The 19633-nt window shown below is 64.6% G+C and carries 21 protein-coding genes; 9 read left to right on the forward strand and 12 right to left on the reverse strand.

Features of this window, described 5'->3' with window-relative positions; all coding sequences use genetic code 11:
- Window positions 1–17: 17 nt before the first annotated feature.
- The 3 genes from CH294_RS16925 to CH294_RS16935 are packed head-to-tail and all read left to right on the forward strand — an operon-like array spanning window position 18 to window position 3594.
- Complete coding sequence (locus CH294_RS16925; protein WP_037153784.1) at window positions 18–518, forward strand: 2Fe-2S iron-sulfur cluster-binding protein; 501 nt, start codon at window positions 18–20, stop codon at window positions 516–518.
- Window positions 515–1528 (forward strand): xanthine dehydrogenase family protein subunit M, encoded by a 1014-nt coding sequence (locus CH294_RS16930; protein ID WP_094738610.1) that lies wholly within the window; start codon window positions 515–517, stop codon window positions 1526–1528. Before CH294_RS16925 ends, CH294_RS16930 begins: the two co-directional genes overlap by 4 nt.
- A complete protein-coding gene (locus CH294_RS16935) occupies window positions 1525–3594 on the forward strand; it encodes a xanthine dehydrogenase family protein molybdopterin-binding subunit (RefSeq protein WP_170944763.1) in 2070 nt (689 codons plus the stop codon). The genes CH294_RS16930 and CH294_RS16935 overlap by 4 nt, the downstream gene beginning before the upstream one ends.
- Before the next feature lie 35 nt (window positions 3595–3629).
- Here CH294_RS16935 and CH294_RS16940 read toward each other — a convergent pair whose 3' ends face one another.
- The 4 genes from CH294_RS16940 to CH294_RS16955 are packed head-to-tail and all read right to left on the reverse strand — an operon-like array spanning window position 3630 to window position 6954.
- A complete protein-coding gene (locus CH294_RS16940) occupies window positions 3630–4376 on the reverse strand; it encodes an amino acid ABC transporter ATP-binding protein (protein ID WP_094738596.1) in 747 nt (248 codons plus the stop codon).
- Window positions 4373–5863: an ABC transporter permease subunit gene (locus CH294_RS16945; protein ID WP_080730752.1), complete on the reverse strand. Its 1491-nt coding sequence runs from the start codon at window positions 5861–5863 to the stop codon at window positions 4373–4375. Before CH294_RS16945 ends, CH294_RS16940 begins: the two co-directional genes overlap by 4 nt.
- A 39-nt stretch (window positions 5864–5902) precedes the next feature.
- Complete coding sequence (locus CH294_RS16950) at window positions 5903–6385, reverse strand: RidA family protein (RefSeq protein WP_032403841.1); 483 nt, start codon at window positions 6383–6385, stop codon at window positions 5903–5905.
- A gap of 14 nt (window positions 6386–6399) precedes the next feature.
- On the reverse strand, window positions 6400–6954 hold the full coding sequence (locus tag CH294_RS16955; RefSeq protein WP_094609700.1) for a histidine phosphatase family protein: 555 nt from the start codon (window positions 6952–6954) through the stop codon (window positions 6400–6402).
- Between the two features lie 78 nt (window positions 6955–7032).
- Here CH294_RS16955 and CH294_RS16960 point away from each other — a divergent pair, with 78 nt between their 5' ends.
- Together CH294_RS16960 and CH294_RS16965 are read left to right on the forward strand one after the other, a co-directional pair.
- A complete protein-coding gene (locus CH294_RS16960) occupies window positions 7033–8208 on the forward strand; it encodes an acyl-CoA dehydrogenase family protein (RefSeq protein ID WP_094609740.1) in 1176 nt (391 codons plus the stop codon).
- A 16-nt stretch (window positions 8209–8224) separates the two neighbouring features.
- The gene (locus tag CH294_RS16965) at window positions 8225–9352 is read left to right on the forward strand and encodes an acyl-CoA dehydrogenase family protein (protein ID WP_032403844.1); all 1128 of its coding nucleotides are present in this window, start codon (window positions 8225–8227) and stop codon (window positions 9350–9352) included.
- A 75-nt stretch (window positions 9353–9427) separates the two neighbouring features.
- Here CH294_RS16965 and CH294_RS16970 read toward each other — a convergent pair whose 3' ends face one another.
- On the reverse strand, window positions 9428–10237 hold the full coding sequence (locus CH294_RS16970; RefSeq protein WP_094738597.1) for an alpha/beta hydrolase: 810 nt from the start codon (window positions 10235–10237) through the stop codon (window positions 9428–9430).
- A gap of 158 nt (window positions 10238–10395) precedes the next feature.
- Between CH294_RS16970 and CH294_RS16975 the strand changes: the two genes are divergently transcribed.
- Window positions 10396–11307 (forward strand): phosphodiesterase, encoded by a 912-nt coding sequence (locus tag CH294_RS16975; protein ID WP_094738612.1) that lies wholly within the window; start codon window positions 10396–10398, stop codon window positions 11305–11307.
- Here CH294_RS16975 and CH294_RS16980 read toward each other — a convergent pair.
- From CH294_RS16980 to CH294_RS16990, 3 genes are all read right to left on the reverse strand, one after another.
- A complete protein-coding gene (locus tag CH294_RS16980; RefSeq protein ID WP_170944765.1) occupies window positions 11304–12803 on the reverse strand; it encodes a stealth family protein in 1500 nt (499 codons plus the stop codon). The two genes, CH294_RS16975 and CH294_RS16980, sit on opposite strands and share 4 nt — an antisense overlap.
- 153 nt (window positions 12804–12956) lie before the next feature.
- On the reverse strand, window positions 12957–13319 hold the full coding sequence (locus CH294_RS16985) for a VanZ family protein (RefSeq protein ID WP_037153314.1): 363 nt from the start codon (window positions 13317–13319) through the stop codon (window positions 12957–12959).
- A gap of 9 nt (window positions 13320–13328) precedes the next feature.
- The gene (locus CH294_RS16990; RefSeq protein WP_094738598.1) at window positions 13329–13997 is read right to left on the reverse strand and encodes a class I SAM-dependent methyltransferase; all 669 of its coding nucleotides are present in this window, start codon (window positions 13995–13997) and stop codon (window positions 13329–13331) included.
- A gap of 83 nt (window positions 13998–14080) precedes the next feature.
- On the opposite strand from CH294_RS16990, the gene CH294_RS16995 reads away from it, so the two are divergent.
- Window positions 14081–14554 (forward strand): phosphoribosyltransferase, encoded by a 474-nt coding sequence (locus CH294_RS16995; RefSeq protein WP_032403847.1) that lies wholly within the window; start codon window positions 14081–14083, stop codon window positions 14552–14554.
- Between the two features lies 1 nt (window position 14555).
- Here CH294_RS16995 and CH294_RS17000 read toward each other — a convergent pair whose 3' ends face one another.
- A complete protein-coding gene (locus tag CH294_RS17000; protein WP_094738599.1) occupies window positions 14556–15590 on the reverse strand; it encodes an NADPH:quinone reductase in 1035 nt (344 codons plus the stop codon).
- A 99-nt stretch (window positions 15591–15689) separates the two neighbouring features.
- On the opposite strand from CH294_RS17000, the gene CH294_RS17005 reads away from it, so the two are divergent.
- Window positions 15690–16199, forward strand: a complete 510-nt coding sequence (locus CH294_RS17005) for a DinB family protein (RefSeq protein WP_037153308.1) — start codon at window positions 15690–15692, stop codon at window positions 16197–16199.
- 3 nt (window positions 16200–16202) lie between these two features.
- Here the strand turns inward: CH294_RS17005 and CH294_RS17010 are convergent, their stop codons facing one another.
- Window positions 16203–16697 carry an SRPBCC family protein gene (locus tag CH294_RS17010; protein WP_037177732.1) on the reverse strand — a complete coding sequence of 165 codons (495 nt, stop codon included), beginning with the start codon at window positions 16695–16697 and terminating at the stop codon, window positions 16203–16205.
- Window positions 16694–17518: an SDR family oxidoreductase gene (locus tag CH294_RS17015; RefSeq protein ID WP_094617078.1), complete on the reverse strand. Its 825-nt coding sequence runs from the start codon at window positions 17516–17518 to the stop codon at window positions 16694–16696. Before CH294_RS17015 ends, CH294_RS17010 begins: the two co-directional genes overlap by 4 nt.
- Before the next feature lie 102 nt (window positions 17519–17620).
- Here CH294_RS17015 and CH294_RS17020 point away from each other — a divergent pair, with 102 nt between their 5' ends.
- Window positions 17621–18685: an iron-siderophore ABC transporter substrate-binding protein gene (locus tag CH294_RS17020; protein WP_094738600.1), complete on the forward strand. Its 1065-nt coding sequence runs from the start codon at window positions 17621–17623 to the stop codon at window positions 18683–18685.
- Window positions 18686–18966: 281 nt separating this feature from the next.
- Here CH294_RS17020 and CH294_RS17025 read toward each other — a convergent pair.
- Window positions 18967–19633, reverse strand: a 667-nt coding sequence (locus tag CH294_RS17025) for an HNH endonuclease signature motif containing protein (RefSeq protein WP_141216516.1), incomplete at its 5' end; no start/stop codon positions are given.

Below are 19633 nucleotides of genomic sequence, written 5' to 3' on the forward strand. Positions count from 1 at the left end.
CGGGTATCCAGCCGCGCATGACCCACGTCACTCTGCGTGTCAACGGCACCGATCGCGAGATCGACTGCGACACCCGAACCACCCTGCTCGACGCATTACGAGAGAACCTCGATCTCATCGGGGCCAAGAAGGGGTGCGATCACGGGCAGTGCGGTGCCTGCACCGTTCTGGTCGAGGGTCGTCGGATCAATAGCTGCCTGACGTTCGCTGTCGCGCAGCAGGATCGCGAGATCACCACGGTCGAGGGGTTGTCCGACGGCGACACGCTGCACCCGGTGCAACAGGCCTTCGTCGATCGTGACGCGTTCCAGTGCGGGTACTGCACGTCCGGGCAGATCTGCTCGGCGGTCGCGGTGATCGAAGAGGCCAAGCAGGGTTGGCCCAGTGCCGTCACCGAGGACCTCGAGGCCACCGACGTCGAACTCGATTCGGGTGAAGTGCGAGAACGTATGAGTGGCAACCTCTGTCGCTGCGGTGCGTACGCCAACATCGTTCCGGCCGTGCAGGACGCATCGTGAAGACCTTCGAGTACGACGCCGCTACCGCGGTCGACGACGCAGTGGCCCGCCTCGCCCGGGACGAGCACGCGATGCTGCTCGGCGGAGGAACCAACCTCGTCGATCTGATGAAGCTCGGGGTTTCGAGCCCGTCGACTCTGATCGATGTGACGCGATTGCCGTTGCACGACATCGAGGTGACCGCCGACGGTTCCCTGCGTATCGGTGCGGCCGTGACCAACAGCGACCTCGCCGTGCATCCGGTGGTGCGCCAGCGCTACCCCGTGCTCTCGCGGGCAGTGCTCTCCGGTGCGTCGGGTCAACTACGCAACATGGCGACCACCGGCGGAAACCTGTTCCAGCGCACTCGTTGTGTCTACTTCATGGACTCTTCGAAGCCGTGCAACAAGCGCGAACCAGGCTCGGGCTGCCCTGCGCGCACGGGTGAACACCGAAACTTGGCCATTCTCGGGGCTTCGCAGGCCTGCGTGGCGACGCACCCCTCGGATATGGCGGTTGCGCTGTCGGCACTCGATGCGCGCATCGTCGTTCGCGGAGTCGACGGCGAACGTCTTCTCGCGATCGACGACTTCTTCCGGCTCCCGGGGGACGAGCCCCAGCGTGACAACACGGTGGCTCGGGACGAGATCGTCACGGCGATAGAGATTCCGAAGCCGGCCGACACCGCCGTCTCCACCTACCGCAAGGTGCGGGATCGGCAGTCCTACGCGTTCGCGGTCGCCTCCGTTGCCGCTGTTCTCGACGTCGAGGATGGAATCGTGCGCGGAGTGTCGATCGCGCTGGGCGGCGTCGCGCACAAGCCGTGGCGAGCACACACTGCCGAACACGCACTGTTGGGCACGGCCGCCGAGGAGGCGTCGTTCCGGCGGGCCATGGCGCTCGAGCTCGATTCAGCAGAGCCGTTACGCGACAACGCGTTCAAGATTCCGCTGGTGATCAATCTGGTTGCCCGCACTCTGGTCGAACTCGTGGAATCGAGCGCTACGAAAGAAATGGGAGACCGATCATGACGGCCTCGATCGGACAGTCGATTCGGCGTACCGAGTCCGTCGCCAAGGTCACCGGTAGGGCGCGCTACGCCGCGGAACAGCCGCCGGCCGTCGGGCAGTTGTATGCCTGGTACGTGCCCGCAACAGTTCCCGCCGGGACGGTCGAACACGTCGAACTCGGTGCCGACTCCTCGGTGCACGCCGTCCTGTGGCACGGCAACGCCGAGAAGCTCGGCGAGGTCGAGGATGCAGAACTGCTTGTGCTGCAATCGAACACCGTCGCATACCGCGGCCAGATCGTGGCCGTCGTCGTGGCCGAGACGCTCCAAGCCGCGCGGGCCGCCGCTGCCCAGGTGCAGGTGCGGTACGGCGACGTGCGCTCACCCGACAACACTCTGACCGCAGAGCACAGCTCCCTGTACGCGCCCGAATCGGTGAACGCGGGCTTCCCCACGGACGTCACGGTCGGCGATCCGGATGCTGCGTTGGAGACGGCCGAGCACGTGATCGACAGCTGGTACTCGACGTCTCCGATGCACAACAGTCCGATGGAGCCGCATGCCACCACGGCGCAGTGGTCCGACGGCGTTCTGACGCTGTGGGATTCGACGCAGGCACCGTCCGGTGTTCAGGGTGACCTCGCCACGGCGTTCGGTCTCGAGCCCGAGAACGTTCGCGTGATCGCGGAGAACGTCGGCGGCGGATTCGGAGCCAAGGGCAGTACTCGGCCCAATGCGATCCTCGCGGCGATGGCTGCACGGGCCACCGGTAAGACAGTGAAGCTGGTCCTGCCGAGGCAGGCCCTGTTCGATGTCGTCGGCTATCGCACCCCGACGCTCAATCACGTTCGTCTGGGCGCTGATTCGACCGGAACTCTGCAGGCGATCGCACACGATTCGTTCCAGCAGACCAGCACGATCTTCGAGTTCTGTGAGCAGACCTCGGAATCGACCCGGCACATCTACGCGGCTCCGAACCGACGCACCACCCACCGACTCGCACAGCTGGACGTCGGAACTCCGCGGTGGATGCGGGCACCCGGCGAAGCGCCCGGCATGTTCGCCGTCGAAACGGCGATCGACGAACTGGCCGAGGCGACCGGAATCGATCCGATCGAACTGCGCATCGCGAACGAGCCCGACGTCGACCCAGCGAGTGGCAACCCGTTCAGCTCACGCAGCGTGGTGCAGTGCCTACGCGAGGGAGCCGAGAAGTTCGGGTGGGACCGTCGGGTCTCGACGCCGGGACAGCGCAGAGAAGGCAACACCCTCGTCGGTATGGGCGTCGCGACGGCGAGTTACCCGGTGCTGATTTCGCCCAGTACCGCGGCGGCGCGGGTGGAGCAGGACGGCACGATCACGGTGTCCGTCGCCGCGTCGGACATCGGTACCGGCGCGCGGACCGTGCTGCGACAGATTGCCGCCGATGCTCTCGACGTCGACGCGGATACCGTCACACTCGAACTCGGCGACAGCGCACTGCCGAAAGCACCTGGAGCCGGCGGCTCCTCGGGCACCTCGTCGTGGGGCTGGGCCGTCACCAAGGTGTGTCACGCGCTGAAATCCCAGGGTTCCTACGAGCCGGGCAACTCGGCCGAGGCCGATACGACCGATGACGTGGAGGGGCAGAAGGAGCTGGCGCGCATGGCTTTCGGCGCTCAGTTCGCCGAGGTTGCCGTGGATATCGACACCGGTGAGGTACGGGTGCGTCGGATGCTCGGGGTGTTCGGCATCGGCGCCGTGATGAATCCGCGGCTGGCTCGGTCGCAGCTCATCGGCGGCATGACGTTCGGGCTCGGGATGGCGCTGATGGAAAGTGGCATCGTCGATCACGAGTTCGGCGGGTTCGCCAACCACGATCTCGCCGAGTATCACATCCCGGCGTGTGCGGACGTCACCGATCTCGAGGCCGTGTGGATCGACGAGGTCGATACGGAACTCGCGCCGATGGGCGGCAAGGGAATCGGTGAGATCGGCGCGGTCGGTTCCTCGGCGGCCATCGGGAACGCGGTCTACAACGCGACCGGCGTCCGAGTCCGCGACCTTCCGATCACCCTGGACAAAGTGCTGACGCAGTGGATTGGTTAAGTGCCCCAGGCGGCACTTGACCACGCCACTGGCCGCTAGGCCAATATCCGCTGCAGGAACTGTCGGGTGCGGGGCTCGGTCGGGTTCACGAGCACCTGCTCCGGCGTGCCGCGTTCGAGGACGACGCCGTTCTCGATGAACAGCACCTGATCGGCGACTTGCTGGGCGAAGCGGATTTCGTGGGTGACGATCACCATCGTCCAGCCCTCGGCGGCAAGGTTTTTGATGACGGCCAGTACTTCGCCCACGAGTTCGGGATCGAGGGCCGAGGTGGGCTCGTCGAACAGCATCAGTTTGGGGTGCAGGGCGAGGGCGCGAGCAATTCCGACGCGCTGTTGCTGGCCGCCGGAGAGCTGGAACGGGTATTGATCGGACTTGGCGTCGAGGCCGATCTGGTCGAGGATTGCGTGAGCGTCGCGGACGGCGTCGTCCTTGGCCCGCTTCTGCACGATCACCGGTCCCTCGATGATGTTCTGCAACACCGTCTTGTGCGGAAACAGATTGTGGCTCTGGAACACCATGCCGCTCTGAGCCCGGAAGTGTCGGAGTTGAGCCGCGCCGACGGGTTCGGCGAAATCCACCGACACATCGCCGATTCGGATGATCCCCGCATCGGCTCGGTCGAGAGCGTTCAACGTGCGGAGGACCGTGGTCTTGCCGGATCCGGACGGCCCGATGATGACGGTGACGGTGCCGGGCGGCACGGTGAACGAGATGTCCTTCAGCACCTCGAGTGGCCCGAACGACTTCTTCAGAGCGGATACTTCCAGCAGGTCTGTCATTTGGCCACGTACCTGTCGAGTCGGACTTCGAGCTTGCCTTGGAAGAACGAGAGAACGATGCAGATCAGCCAGTAGTAGAGCGCTGCAACGGAGTAGAGGGTGAAGAAGTCGAAGGTCGGTGCCGCCGCGAGTTGCGCTACGCGCAGTAGCTCGGTCACCAGGATGGTCGACGCGAGCGAGGTGTCCTTGACCAACGAGATCAGCGTGTTCGACAACGGTGGCACCGCGGTCCGTAGCGCTTGCGGAAGTACGATGCGCTGCAGCGTGGTTCGGTATCCCATGCCGATGGTCTGCGCGGCCTCCCATTGGCCCTTGGGCACGCTCAGTATCGCCGCACGGATGACCTCGGCGGCATAACCGCCGACGTTCAAGGAGAACGCGACCACGGCAGCCGGGAACGGTGAGATCACGATCCCGAACTGCGGTAGCCCGTAGAAAATGATGAACAACTGCAGCAGTAGGGGAGTGCCGCGAATGATCGAGACGTAGAACCGGGCGACCGCAGCGAGCGGCTCGAGCGACGAGATGCGGGCCAACGCGACTGCAAGGGCAATGACGAGTCCGACCACAAAACTGATTGCGGTCAGCGGAATGGTCATCGTGACAGTGGCTTTGAGCATCGGCCACAAGTTGTCGAGGACCAACTGAGTTTTGGACGGTGCCGTCGACGCGGCGTCGTCGCTCACCGGAACCACGGTGTCTGCCGTCGGTGCGGCGACGTCGCTACCGAAATACTTTTTCGAGATCTCGGCGATGGTGCCGTTCTCACGCAGCGTGTCGACGGCCGTATCGACCTCGTCCATCAGGCCGCTGTTCTTGCGGGCCACGAAGGATTGCAGTGTCGTGTCCCCGGTCTCGCCGGCAATCTTCACACCGGTATCGCCGGTCTGCTGTAGGTATTCGGCGATCGCGAGGGAGTCGTTGACGGTGGCGTCGACGCGGCCGTCCTTGACGAGGGTGACCGCCTGGACGAATCCCTCGACGGCTTCGACGTTGGCACCTGCGTTCGCAGCGACCTCGGCCCAATTGCTCGTCGAGGATTGGGCGGTGGTCTTGCCTGCCAGGTCGGCGAGAGTCGAAATAGTGGAGTCGTCTGCAGCGGTGAGGATCTGACCTTCCGACACCGTGTAGGGCGTGGACAGGTCGTATGCCGATTGCCGGGCCGGGGTGATCGAGACCTGGTTGGCGATGAGGTCGAATCGCTGGGATTGCAGGCCGGCGAATATCGAATCGAACGGCGTCTGCACGAAGTCGACGCGTACCCCCAGTTCCGCACCGACGGCGTTGATCACGTCGATGTCGTACCCGGTGAGCTGCCCGTCCGCGCCCTGATAGCTGAACGGGCTGTAGGTGCCTTCTGTGCCGACCACCAGCACCCCGTCGTCGCGGACGCGGTCCAGCAACGACTGCGAGGACGAGCTGCATCCGGACAACCCCAGTATGGCGATCAGAATCGCGACCAGAGCAAGAGTAGATCTGCGCACCATCCGCGCCTGCTTTCACCGTAACTACGAGTGCATCGAAACCTACCCGTCGATCTCCAATTCCGCTGACACCACCACGGTGTTGTTCATCGGTAGTGCGGCCACCCCGAGTGCAGTGCGTGCGTGCGCACCGATTTCGGGACCGAAGATCGCCAGCACCAGGTCGGAGAAGCCGTTGACGACCGTTGTGGTCTGGGTGAAGCCGTGATCGGCATTGACCGAACCGGTGACGGTGAGCCACGCGCTGATTCGATCGAGATCGCCGACGGCGCGTGCGACGCTACCGAGGAGAGCCAATGCGGTGTCGCGCGCGGCATCGGTGGCCGCGTCGAGACTCACGTGCGACGGGACTGCACCGAACGGGCCCGCCAGGGTGCCGTCCGGGGCCAAGGGAGAATGCCCCGAGGCGAACACTCGGTTGCCCCGTACCCGCACCCACTCGAACGAGAACTCGAAACCGGGCGGAGCGGTCGGTTCCCCGGGCAACGTGAAACCGAGTTCGGTGATGCGACGTTCGATCTCCATGAACGAAAATCCTGTCAGACCGCAACACCGTTGATGGTGCGAACGGTCCAGCGAGAACCGTCGTGCTCGAGGGTGGAGACACCCGCGTTCAGAATTCGCGGAGAGTGCCGACGTCGGATCGCGTCGAAGATCGCTCGGATGACACCGCCGTGCGCCACGGCGATCACCGCCGAGTCCGGGTAGCGAGAGGCGATGTCGTCGACGGCTCGCACGCCTCGCACGATCAGGTCGGAGCGGGGCTCCAAGCCTGGGTACATGCCGTTCGGCCAGTGCGAATACGCATCCCAGTCGGTGAATCCTTCGGCCTCGCCGAAGTGTCGTTCGGCCAGATCGGGGAACTCGGCGGTGCGTGTCAGGCCGAGGTGTGCACCGATGATGTCGGCGGTTTCGGCTGCTCGGATCAACGGTGAACTGACCAGGTGGTCCCACTGGCGGTACTCGAGTTCGTAGCCGGCCTCGCGGGCCTGAGCACGGCCGGTGTCGTTGAGCGGAATGTCCGACGAGCCCTGCAGACGCCCGTGCAGATTCCAGTTCGTTTCACCGTGCCGAACCAGTGCCAGAAAAGTCATAGTGAGCGGAGAATATCCCAGAGTTACCAGGGAGTACGGTCGATACGAAGATACGTGAACGAGCTTGGAGGATTGTCGATGAATCTTGCCCTGACAGAAGAAGAGGCCGCGTTCCGTGACGAGATGCGGACGTTCTTCACCACGAAGGTCCCCGCCGAGATTCGCGAGAAGAGCGCGACCGGTCAGGAGTTGAGCAAGGACGAGGTGGTCACGACCATGCGAATCCTCAACGAGAACGGCTTGGCGGTGCCGCATTGGCCCGCCGAGTTCGGTGGCCGCGACTGGACCGCTGTGCAGCGCCACATCTGGCTCGACGAAATGCAGCTGGCGTCGGTGCCCGAGCCCCTGGCCTTCAACGCCTCGATGGTCGGCCCGGTCATCGCGACGTTCGGCTCTCAGGAGCTCAAGGAGAAGTTCCTGCCGAAGACGGCGAACCTCGACATCTGGTGGTGCCAGGGCTTCTCCGAGCCCGAGGCCGGATCGGACCTGGCGTCGCTGCGCACCACCGCTATTCGAGACGGTGACGACTACATCGTCAACGGGCAGAAGACGTGGACGACGCTCGGCCAGTACGCCGACTGGATCTTCGCGCTCGTGCGGACCAACCCGGACGCGCCGAAGAAGCAGGCCGGAATCTCCTTCCTGCTCATCGATCTGAACACCCCCGGCATCGAGATGCGGCCCATCAAGTTGATCGACGGCAGCGTCGAGGTCAACGAGGTCTTCTTCGACAACGTCCGCGTTCCGGCCGAGAACCTCGTCGGCGAGGAGAACCAGGGTTGGAGCTACGCCAAGTTCCTGCTGGGTAACGAGCGCACCGGCGTCGCCCGCGCCGGACACACCAAAGTGCATCTGGGACAGGCGAAGAAGCACGCCGCGCAGACCAAGGTCGGCAGCGGCACGCTGCTCGAGGACCCACTGTTCGCGGCCAAGATGGCCGAGGTCGAGAACGAACTTCTCGCCCTGGAGCTGACTCAGCTGCGCCTGGTGTCCAGCTCGGACGACGGCAAGCCGAATCCGGCCTCGTCCATTCTCAAGCTGCGGGGATCGGAATTGCAGCAAGCCACAACCGAATTGCTGATGGACGTCGCCGGCCCGGACTCGCTGCCCTACGAGGCGGGCGAGGACATCGAGAGCGAAGGCTGGGCGCAGCGCTCGGTACCGGGGTATCTCAACTACCGCAAGGTGTCGATCTACGGCGGCTCGAACGAGGTTCAGCGCACCATCATCGCCTCGGCGATTCTCGGACTGTAAGGGAGCATCTGAAGACATGGATTTCGAACTCAACGAAGAGCAGAAGCTGCTGCGCGACACCACTCGTGAGGTCCTCACGCGGGCCTACGACACCGAGAAGCGCAACAAGATCGTTGCCGGTGAGCTGGGTTGGAGCACCGACGTCTGGAAGCAGCTGGCCGAGGTCGGTCTGCTGGGTCTGACGTTCAGCGAGGAAGACGGCGGCATGGACGCCGGTCCCGTGGAGATCATGGCGGTGATGACCGAGGTCGGACGACGCCTCGCACCCGAGCCGATCCTCGATGCCGTCCTCGTTCCGGGCGGGTTGATCTCCGAGCTCGGCAGCGCCGAGCAGCGCTCGCGCCTCCTGCCGCCGGTGGCCGAGGGATCGTCGATGCTGGCGTTCGCGCACAACGAATCCGGCAGCCGCTGGCCCAACATCGAGGTCGCCACCACTGCGACCGAAGACGGTGGGTCGTGGTCGATCAACGGTGTCAAGAATCCGGTACCGCACGGCGGTAGCGCCGACGTGATCGTCGTCAGTGCCGTGCTTCCCGCCGGAGGAACCGGACTGTTCGTCGTCGACGCCGACGCGACGGGTCTCACGCGCAAGTCCTACGCCACGCACGACGGTCAGCGCGCCGCACAGATCGAATTCGTGGACGTCGCGGCCGAGCCGCTCGGCACCGCCGAGAACGCAGCTGCCGCGATCACCGGTGCCGAGGTGCGGGCGCAGGCCGCGCTGTGTGCGGAGGCAATCGGTGCGATGGAAGAAGCGCTCCGCCTGACCACCGATTACCTCAAGGCGCGCAAGCAGTTCGGGGTTCCGCTGGCCAAGTTCCAGGCGCTCACCTTCCGCGCTGCGGACATGTACGTGCTGCTCGAGCTCGCCCGCAGCATGAGCCTCTACGCCACGATGTCACTGTCCGACGGCAACGTGGACACGACGATCGCGTCGCGGGCGAAGCTGCAGATCTCGCGGTCCGGGCGCAAGCTCGGCCAAGAGGCGATTCAGTTGCACGGCGGCATCGGCGTCACCGCCGAGTATCCGGTCGGGCACTACACCAGTCGGCTCGTGGCCATCGAGCACACTCTCGGTGGTGCCGATGAGCACCTGCGCATCCTGGCGTCGAAGGTCTCCGATCACGATCTCATCGGGATCTGACGCTCCTCGGAAAGACACGACTCGGGCCCGGCCACCTTCGAAAAGGTGACCGGGCCCGAGTCGTGTCCAGAGACGTCAGCTGCCCGAATCGGCCTGGACCACAAGGTCGGCCACGGCTGCGGGGTTGGAGACCAGGATCGCGTGCGAGCCCGGTACCTCGGTCACCGTCGCCCCGGCCCGTTGCGCCATGAAGCGCTCCGCCGAGGTCGGGATGATCTGATCCTGCTGGGGGATCAACGCCCAGGACGGGGTATCCGCCCACGACGGTGGGCCGCTCGGCTCGAGCAGTGCACCGGCGGCGATGGTCTTCTGGTGAGCGACCATGCGCGCAGCCTGCTCCTCGCTCACGTCGGGCGCGAAGAACGGGCGGAACAGCGCGGGGGTGATGTACGAGTCGACGTTCTTGCCGATCAGGTTGGACGAGTCGTCGACGATCGACAGGCCGATCACCGGCGGAACCAGGGCCGTCACGGGGAATCGGAACGGATCGAGTTCGAGCGCGACGGGTTCACCTTCGACGGGCATGAATGCGGCGACGTAGACCAGCGCCTCCACATTGTCGGCGTGCACGTTGCTGATCACCGTGCCGCCGTACGAATGGCCCACCAGGACCACCGGGCCGTCGATGCTCTCGACAACATCGGTCACGGAGGCCGCGTCGATCGCGGGCCCGCGCAGCGAGTTCTCTGCGGTCACCACCGGGTAGCCGCGGCCGCGCAGGTTCGCTGCGACGCCGTCCCAGCTGGTGCTGTCGGCGAAGGCTCCGTGCACGAGAACCACGGTAGGCAGGCCCTGCGCAGCGGCCGGGGCCGCGCTGATACCGACCATCGTGCCCACGGTCAATGCCGCGGCCGCGAGCAGTGAAGTCCACTTCGGTTTCGTCATGCTCTCAACCTGTCACACGCTCAAAGTTTCCGCGGTGTTCACCGCGAAGATCCGACCAGCTTTTTCTCAGTGAACGCTCGTATGCTTGGCTTGCAGCAGTGGCGTTCGCCCGGCCGGGCGAACGTGAAACGGTAGGTCCGATCGTGAGCGAGAGTTCGATGAAGTCTCGGATGGCCGAGTACCCACGCCCCCATCACTGCTTGTTGCACGTCAGCGACACGCATCTCGTCGACGGTGGCGGTCGGTTGTACGGCGGCGTGGACAGTGAGTTGCGGCTCGAACAGGTGATGACCGACGTACGCAACTCGGGTGTGCGACCCGACGCGTTGGTATTCACGGGAGACCTGACCGACAAGGGTGAGGCCGGCGCCTACGAGAAGCTGCGGGCGTTGGTCGAGCCGGTGGCCGAGGAGCTCGGTGCGCAGATCGTCTGGGCGATGGGCAATCACGACGACCGTGCGACGTTTCGCCAGAAGCTGCTCGACGCCGAACCGACCGTGCAGTCCATCGATCGCGTCCACGACGTCGACGGCCTGCGCGTCGTCACGCTCGACACGACGGTTCCCGGCCGCCATCACGGTGAGCTCGGCGACGAGCAATTGGCCTGGCTCGCCGACACACTCGCCACGCCCGCCGAGTTCGGGACGATCCTGGCGATGCATCATCCGCCGGTGCCGACCGTGCTCGATCTCGCAGTGCTGGTCGAGCTGATCGATCAGTCGCGCCTGGCCGACGTGCTGCGCGGTACCGATGTGCGCTCCATTCTTGCTGGGCACCTGCACTATTCGACGACGGCCACGTTCGCGGGTATTCCCGTCTCGGTGGCGTCGGCCACGTGCTACACCCAGGATCTGAACGTGCCCGCAGGCGGATTGCGCGGTCGCGACGGTGCCCAGGGTTACAACCTGGTCCACGTCTACGAAGACACCGTCGTGCACTCGGTGGTGCCGACGGGCTCGTACGACACTGTGGGAGAACCGGTCTCGGCGGAAGAGACGGCACGCAGGCTCGATGCGGCGGGAGTCACCATCGCAGACAGCGCACGGCGGAAGACGTTCAGCGACGCCTAGCGCTGTTCGCGTTCCCAGGGCGCGACGATAGGGAAGTACTTGTCCAGGAACTGCGTCACGGTGCGGGTGCGCAGATCCAGGTCGACTTCGGGGAAGCTGCCGTCGTTGAGGCAGAAGAAGTCGACAGATCGCTTGGGGAGCAGCTTCTCCATCAAGTCGAGGCCCGCTACCGACGTGGTGTCGATGTATCGAACCTTCGCATCTTTCTGGACCACCGCGCGTCCGCTCATCAATGCGTAGTAGTGATACAGCGAGTTCGTGACCGAGATGTTGGTACTCGCGCGAAATGCGCTTGCCGCGGTGGAGGCGAACTCGTCCGGGAACTCGTTCTCCATTTCCTGCATCACGCTGCGGCGCAACGGAGTTGCTGCGTGTTCCAGATGTCGGGTGGTGGTCATTCCGAATCGGTCCTGCAGGATTCGACGGTTCACCCGCGCTGCGTTCTCGAAGCCGCTGCGATCGGCGTCGCTGTAGCCCAACCCGATTCGCGTCGTCGCCTCGATGAACATGCTGATTCCGCCGGGGGAGAAGAACATCGACGGGCTGACCGGACGACCGAAGAACATGTCGTCGTTCGAGTACAGGAAGTGCTCGGACAAGCCGGGGATGTGGTGCAGCTGGCTCTCGACGGCCTGCGAGTTGTGTGTCGGCAGAACCGAGGTGTCCACGAAGAACGCCTCGCTCGGCACGAATGTCACCTTGGGATGGTCGGCGAGCCACGCCGGCCTCGGCGAGTCGGTGGCCACGAAGATGCGCCGGATCCACGGTGCGTACAGGTGGACCGACCGGAGGGCGTACTTCAGCTCGTCGATCTGTCGGTAGCGGGCCGCTGAATCGTCACCCTCACCGACGACGTAGTTCGCCATCCGCCGCGCACGCTGAGCCTGGAACTCTGCGGACGAGCCGTCGACCCAGGAGAACACGATGTCGATGTCGAAATTGATGTCCGACGCATGGTCGGCAAACATGTTCTCGATGGTCGGCCACGTTCTACCGAAGCGTTCGACGGTGCCGCGGACGGCCTCGTCGGGCCGAATGTTGCGGCGGGTCAAGGAGTTCTCGATCGGCAGCACGATCTCGGACGGGGAGAAAGACCACAGCTCGATCTGCACGGCCGTCGACGCGCCGTAGTACAACCCGCTGAACGGCTCGACGCGCGGCCGGTAGAGGCGCACGATCCGCGCGTTCGCGGACGGCGAGAGTGTGCCGTCGGCAACCAGCACGGCTTTCCCTCGGGCGTCGACGGTCTTGGAGTAGAACGGCTCGGCGCGGCAGGCGTGCACCAGCGCTGTGGTGAGCGCGTCCCGGGCAGCCAGTTCGATGGCGATGACGGGTCGTTCGTCGTTGCCGCGAACGAGCAGGTATTTGATTCGTGCGGCGTCGAGGACGGCGCGGACGAACAGTAGATCCTCGACCATCGCCTGATGTGGGGTGGTGGAGGTGATCGTCAGTGCGTAGCGGCCGTCGTGGCTGACCACGTCGGATCGTTCGCTCAGGCGTGCTGCGGACGCTGCAGATTCTCGGGTGACGGCATCATTTGTCTCGTGCTCCGGTGGAACGAGGTAGATATCGTGCGGGGCAGAAGACGAGGTGATGGCGTTCCTTCCTGAGTGCGCGCGCTGGCCGGGGAAACCCGGTGCGGACTCAGTCTAGTGCAGGTCCGGGGCTTTCTTGACGCGCTGCGGTAGAACCCAGTTCGCCGCGACCAGGCCCACCACAACTCCGGCAGAGTCGGCGAGAGCGTCGGCGACCGATCCCGAGCGTCCCAGGGGCAGGATCGCCTGCAGAAACTCCGAGAGCGCCGCGAACGCCAGTACCCACAGAGCGGTCCTCGCCCAGCCGATTCCGGCCAGACGGGAGGTGTAGGCGAGGGCCGCGAACAGCGTGAAGTGAATGATCTTGTCGCTGTGCTGGAATCCGGAAGGCACCCCCGACGCGGGGGTGAAGAGAACGATCAACGCGACGACGAACGTGACGGCCAGGGGAATTCGATACGTCGACAGCGAGAACACCGCTCGAGTTTACCGGCGTTGCAGCACCACCACCGTGTCGATTCGCTCGTCGCCGTCCGGCGTCGTACGGGTGCGGTGTTCGGCGTGGATCACCTCGAATCCGTCGCCTGCCGCTGCGACGACCGGTTCCGGTGCGAACAGTCGGTGCTTGGCCGGATGCTGCGAGGCATGGCTGTCGCTGGGACTGTGCCCGACGATCAGCAGACGCCCTTTCGGTGCGACCGCTGCGGCGAACCTGCGGGTGGTCAGTTCGAGTTCGTCCGGTGGCACCTGCAGGAAGTGCACCGACACCAGATCGAACGCCGCGGCCGGGGGAGTCCAGTCCAGAACGTCTTCCTGTTGCCAGTTCACTGCGAGTGTCCGCGGCTCGAGCGCCTGTTGTGCTGCGCGAGCGCGGCCGAGGGCAACATCGGAGATGTCGACGCCGGTCACGTGCCAGCCTTCACCGGCCAGCCACAGGGAGTCGGCACCTTCTCCGCAGCCGATGTCCAGGGCGCGGCCCGGAGTCAGCTCGGACGCTTCCTGTACCAACACGGCATTGGGATTTCCGCTCCAGATGGCGGTCCGCTGGTTGTAGAGGTCGTCCCAGAACGCTTCGTCGAAGGCACCGTTCTCGAAATCCGGTTCTGCGTGGGTCCCGTCGGCGGGAGGAGTGTGAGCATGTGTGTGGTCGGCCATGCTTCGAGACTGCCCGCTCGCGGCCACGGACGCAAACAAAGTTGCTGTTTCGGCAAAAGGGGGTCTGAGTAGAGTGGTGTGTCATGACCGAACAGGAACGTGAAGTACTGACGTGGGCGACGTTCGGAGATGCCTCACGCGATCTGACCGAGAAGATCGTCGACGACGGGTTCGTTCCGGACATCGTCATCGCGATCGCCCGCGGCGGACTCATTCCCGCGGGCGCGATCGCCTACGCGATGGGCGTCAAGGCTGCGGGCACCCTCAATGTCGAGTTCTACTCCGACATCGAGGAGACTCTGCCCGATCCCGTTGTCTTGGAACCACTTCTGGACACCGATGCGATCGTCGGCAAGAAGTTGCTCGTGGTCGACGACGTCGCCGATTCCGGCCGCACCCTGGCTCTGGTGATCGATCTACTGAAGGCGCATACGCCCGACGTGCGGTCGGCCGTGATCTACACCAAGCCGAGAACCATTGTGCAGCCCGATTATTGGTGGCGAGAGACCGACAAGTGGATCAACTTTCCATGGTCCACGTTGCCGGTCATCACCTGAGTTACTCGCTGGAGACGTCGATCAGCACCTTGCCGACGGTTCCGTTCTCGACGGCGTCGTGCGCGGCAGCGGTCCCGCTCAGCGGGAAGCGGTGCAGTGGTAGACCGGTGGCCTCACCCACCTCCAACACGCCTGCGGCCGCCGCGGCGCTGACGTCCGCCTCGGCGTTACGCAATGCCTCGTCGCCCACGGTGTAGAGCAGGACGAACTGGTAACGCGTGTTGAGCACCATGTTCGGCCGGACGTCGAGGGTCACTGTGTCTCCGCCGTTGTTGGCGTAGACGGCCACCGATGCGCGGTTCGCTCCCACGGCAGCGTTGAGTGCGGCGTTCTGTGCGGGAGCAACCTCGACGACGAGATCTACTCCGGCAGGCACCGATTCACGAATTTCGGCGGCGGCGTCGCCGGTCTTGTAGTTCACCACGTGATGCGCGCCCGCGGCGGTCGCCAGTGCGCCCTTCTCCGGTCCGCTGACCGTCGTCACTACGGTCGCGCCTGCCCAGCGGGCCAATTGGATTGCGGCATGGCCGACGGCACCGGCACCACCGGCGACGAGTACCGACTTGCCTTCCAGTGCGCCCGGGTGCAGCCGCGCGGGTCCGTCCTCGGACACCGTGAGTGCGCGGTGTGCCGTCATCGCGGGCACCCCGAGGCTTGCGCCCACGTCGAATCCGACGCCGTCGGGCAGAGGTACCACCCGGGAGGCGGGCAGGATTGCGAAAGACTGTGCTGTTCCAGTGGGACGCTGGTGCTGGGCCAGGTACACCCAAACACGATCTCCGACGGAGACGCCATCGACGTCGGGGCCGACCGCGTCGACCACTCCGGCACCGTCCTGGTTCGGTACCACCTCGTCGAATGCCAGCTTCTCACCCGGGCCGGAGCCGGTCCGATTCTTCCAGTCCGTCGGATTGACGCCCGAGACCACGATGCGGACGCGGACTTCGCATGCGGCGGGCTCGGTCACCTCGCGATCCTTCAGCTCGAGGACGGACGAATCGCCGGTGCGGGTGTACACAATTGCTGGAGCATTCATATCTGTTCCAACGCGCTCGGACCGCTCCGATGTTCCCTGCGGCCTCATCGGGGTATGCATGAGTGGTCATCAGTGCTGTCAGAGAAGAGATGGATCTTTATGAATCACAACGACCTGCTCACCGACGCGTTCGGCCGGATCAAGGAACTCGTCCACTCGGTGCTGGACGAAATCCCCACTGCCGCGTTGACGTATCGACCCGACGCCGACGCGAACAGCATCGCGTGGTTGCTGTGGCACCTGACGCGGGTGCAGGACGACCACATCGCGGGTGTGGCCGGGAGCGAACAGGTCTGGACGTCGGACTCGTGGTTCGAGCGTTTCGGACTACCGTTCGACAAGTCCGACATCGGCTACGGACAATCGTCCTCGGACGTCGCTCAGGTCACCTCGAGCGCCGAGTTGCTGCGTGAGTACCACGACGCCGTGCACTCGAAAACCGTTGCGTACGTGAGCAGTATCTCGACCGACGATCTGGACCGGATCGTCGACGAGAACTGGGATCCGCCCGTCACGCTGGGTGCACGGCTGGTGTCCGTGGTGTCCGACGACCTGCAGCATGCCGGGCAGGCCTCGTACGTTCTCGGCCTGTACACCCGGCAGGCCTAGCCGTCAGGCGTAACGCTTCTGCAGGTTCTCCAGCGTCTTACGGATGTTTCGACGCTGGAACTGCGGGAACGTCTTGCCGCTGGTGACGATCTTGTCGAACACGAGGGCCAGGGCGTCGGGCCATTTCGTTCGGTCGTCGGTCCAGGTTTCGGTGACTTTTGTGCCGTCCGCGACCTGCTCGAAGTCGTATCGCCAGGTTGCGTTCGCGCCCTTGATCTTCGGAGTGCTCTTGCCGATCGCGTGGACGCGGAACTCGAAGGTCTTGCCTGGGTCCGCCGCCGTGACGGTACAGCGAGTGATCCACTTCGCCCGGCCGCGCTTGTTGGTTCCGTCGAACACCATTCCCACGTAAGCACTCTCGCGAGGTTCGTGGACCGTTGCGCCGGTATTTTCGGGGCTCCACTGCCCCATCTTGGTGGGGTCGCTGATTGCAGCGTAGAGAGTGTCGGCGTCGGCGTTCACGACGATGCTGTCGGAGACCACGAGTTCGCGCTTCATGACGATGCACCGTTCTTCAGGCCGGGATGGATACGAGTGAGCATGGGCACCAACAGGGTTCGCGGAGTGATCTGAGCGAAGATCGATCCGATGCGGTTGGCCGGCCCAGGGATCGAGACCATGCGTCCCTTGGTCATGTCGTCGACGGCAGTCTTGGCCACCGTTTCTGCCGACACCCACATGATCGACGGAAGTGCCTTCTCTGCATCGTCTTTCGCAAAGCCCGCGGCCTCACCGAATCCGGTCTGCACCGGTCCGGGGCACAGCGCGGTGGCGGTCACTCCCGTTCCGCGCAATTCGCCGGTCAGAGACTGGGTGTAGGAGAGAACGAACGCCTTGCATGCGCCGTATCCGGCTTGCCCGGGTAGAGGCTGGAACGCGGCGGTCGAGGCGACGTTGAGCAGCGCGCCGCGTCGGCGTTCGGTCATGCCGGGGAGGAATCGGGTGCAGAGGTCTGCGACGGCGACCACGTCGACCTCGATCATGTTCATTTCCGCATCCGGATCCGATTCTGCGACGGGTCCGAGGGTGGAGAGTCCAGCGTTGTTGATCAGAATGTCTGGGATCAGGCCGAGATCGGTGATGCGTCCGAGCAGTTCGGCGCGAGCAGTGCGGTCGGAGAGGTCTGCGGCGAGCACTTCGGCTCGGACTCCCCGTGCTCGGATCTCCTGTGCCAACTCTTCGAGCTTGTCGGCACGCCGGGCGACGAGGGTGACGCCGTGGCCTCGGGAGGCGAGTTGGCGAGCGATGGCGGCCCCGATGCCGGAAGACGCTCCGGTCACGACGGCAGTCCGATCGGGTGCGGGACGAGGAAGGCTCATGTGTCCCACCGTAGCGAATGCGTGTTGTGCAGCGCATTTGAATCTCAATAAGAGGTTAGCCTAGTCTAACTTTAACGTCCCTTTGCTTATTGAGAGGTAACCATGTTTTCTGCTCCAACGGCCGGTCGGCGGTCTGTTCGACGGTTCTCCGCGCTGTCCGCGCTCGCCGTGTCGGTCCTTGTGGTCGGCGCATGTGGCAGCAGCGACACCGCCGAGACGCAGAACGCCGACGGCGGTGACTTCGCGTCCGTGACGATCGATTCGGCTTTGGGGCAGGCGGTCATCACCGAGAAGCCGGAGCGCATCGTGACTCTCGGGCAGGGTTCGGCCGAGACGGCGATCGCGTTGGGCACCGTCCCGGTCGGTGTCGAGGAGTATTCGTGGGGTGCCGACGACACCGGCTATCTGCCGTGGGTGCACGACGCCGTGACGGAGTTGGGTGCCGAACTTCCCCAACAGTTCACCGGCGGTACCGAATTGAACATCGAGGCCGTCGCGGCGCTCGAACCGGATCTGATCCTGGCACCGTGGTCCGGCATCACGCAGGATCAGTTCGACAAGCTCAGTGCCTTCGCCCCGGTGGTCGCGTACGAGGAGCAGCCGTGGACAACGACCTGGGAAGACCAGATCACCGTGATCGGCAAGGCCATGGGTGAACAGGAGAAGGCTGCGGAGGAGATCGACAAGATCGAGAGCCGCTTCGCGGACGCCGCCGCCCAGCACCCCGAGTATGCGGACGTGAGCTTTTCGTACATCTACAACACCGGTCCCGGCACACTCGGCGTGTTTCTCGCCGACGAGCAGCGCGTCGCGATGGTCCGCGGTCTCGGGTTGCAGGTCGATCCGGTAGTGAACACGCTCGACGAGACCGAGGGCACCGACTCGTCGGTGATCGGGTTGGAGAATGCGAATCTGCTGAACGATTCCGACTTGATCTTCACGTTCTACTCGGACCCGCAGAACCGCACCGACACCGAGAATCAGCCTGCATACAAGCAGATCCCGGCCGTGTCCCGTGGGTCGGTCGTGGCGCCGACGGATCAGTCGTTCGTCACAGGGTCGTCCATCATCAATCCGCTGACTGTGCCCTGGGCACTCGAGCGATATGTGCCGATGATCGACGAGGCTGTCGCGAAGGTCGACACCGGCACGTCGTCGGTCAATTGAGCGCAGCGGGAGAAGATGGTCTCGACTCCACGCGACTCGGGCACACCGCCGGAAGTCGACGGTCGATCTAGCAGCCTGTGTTCCGATGACATGGCGGCCGTAGCCTGAACAGTGCTCGAAGTTGTGTTGCATCACTGCGGTGACGGCATACTCGACTCACTCGACTCACTCGACTCACTCGACTCACTCGACTCACTCGACTCACTCGAATCAATCTGTCGGACAATCTCTTCCAGCCCCGCACCGTGTTCTCGGTGCGGGGCTGGATTGTTTGTATGGGCTTACGCGATGTGGGGCCCGGCTCTGGCGTGGGATTGTCGGGGTTGTCGGTACGGGTCGACGGTGGCGGGTGGGACGAACCAGGGGTGGTTGTCTGCGGCGATGAACACCTCCCAGTCACTGTGGTGGATGAGTCGGTGGTGGAATCCGCAGAGCAAAACCAGGTTGTTCATGTCGGTGGGTCCACCATCGGTCCAGTGCCAGATGTGGTGGCCTTCGGTCCAGGCGGCGGGTTTTCCGCAGCCAGGGAACGCGCAACCGTGATCGCGGGCGGTGAGGGCGCGTTTCTGTTTGGCGGTGACGGTGCGGGCGGTGCGGGCGAGGTTGATCGGGGAGCCGTTCTCGTCCATGACGATGGCGGTGAGAAGACAGTCGCAGGCCAGTTGGCGGGACGTCTCGCGGGTGAGCGGTCCCATCCACGGCAGCCACCCGACGGTGGTGCCGTCACCGAACAAATCCCGATACGCGCCACGATCCGCGGTGGGGCCATTACGGCCATCGCCACTGCCACTGCCACTGTCACTGTCACTGGAGCCTGCGCCTGCGCCCGCTGCCGTGCCGCGCAGGTCGGTGAGGTCACGCAGGCTGATGTGCAGGTTGACGTGCGGCTTCTCCCCGCCTTCGGTGGGCCGATTACTGGAGGCGAGGTAGCGGTCGAGGATGTGTCCG

The sequence above is a fragment of the Rhodococcus sp. 14-2483-1-1 genome, assembly GCF_002259335.1.
Classification (GTDB): domain Bacteria; phylum Actinomycetota; class Actinomycetes; order Mycobacteriales; family Mycobacteriaceae; genus Rhodococcoides.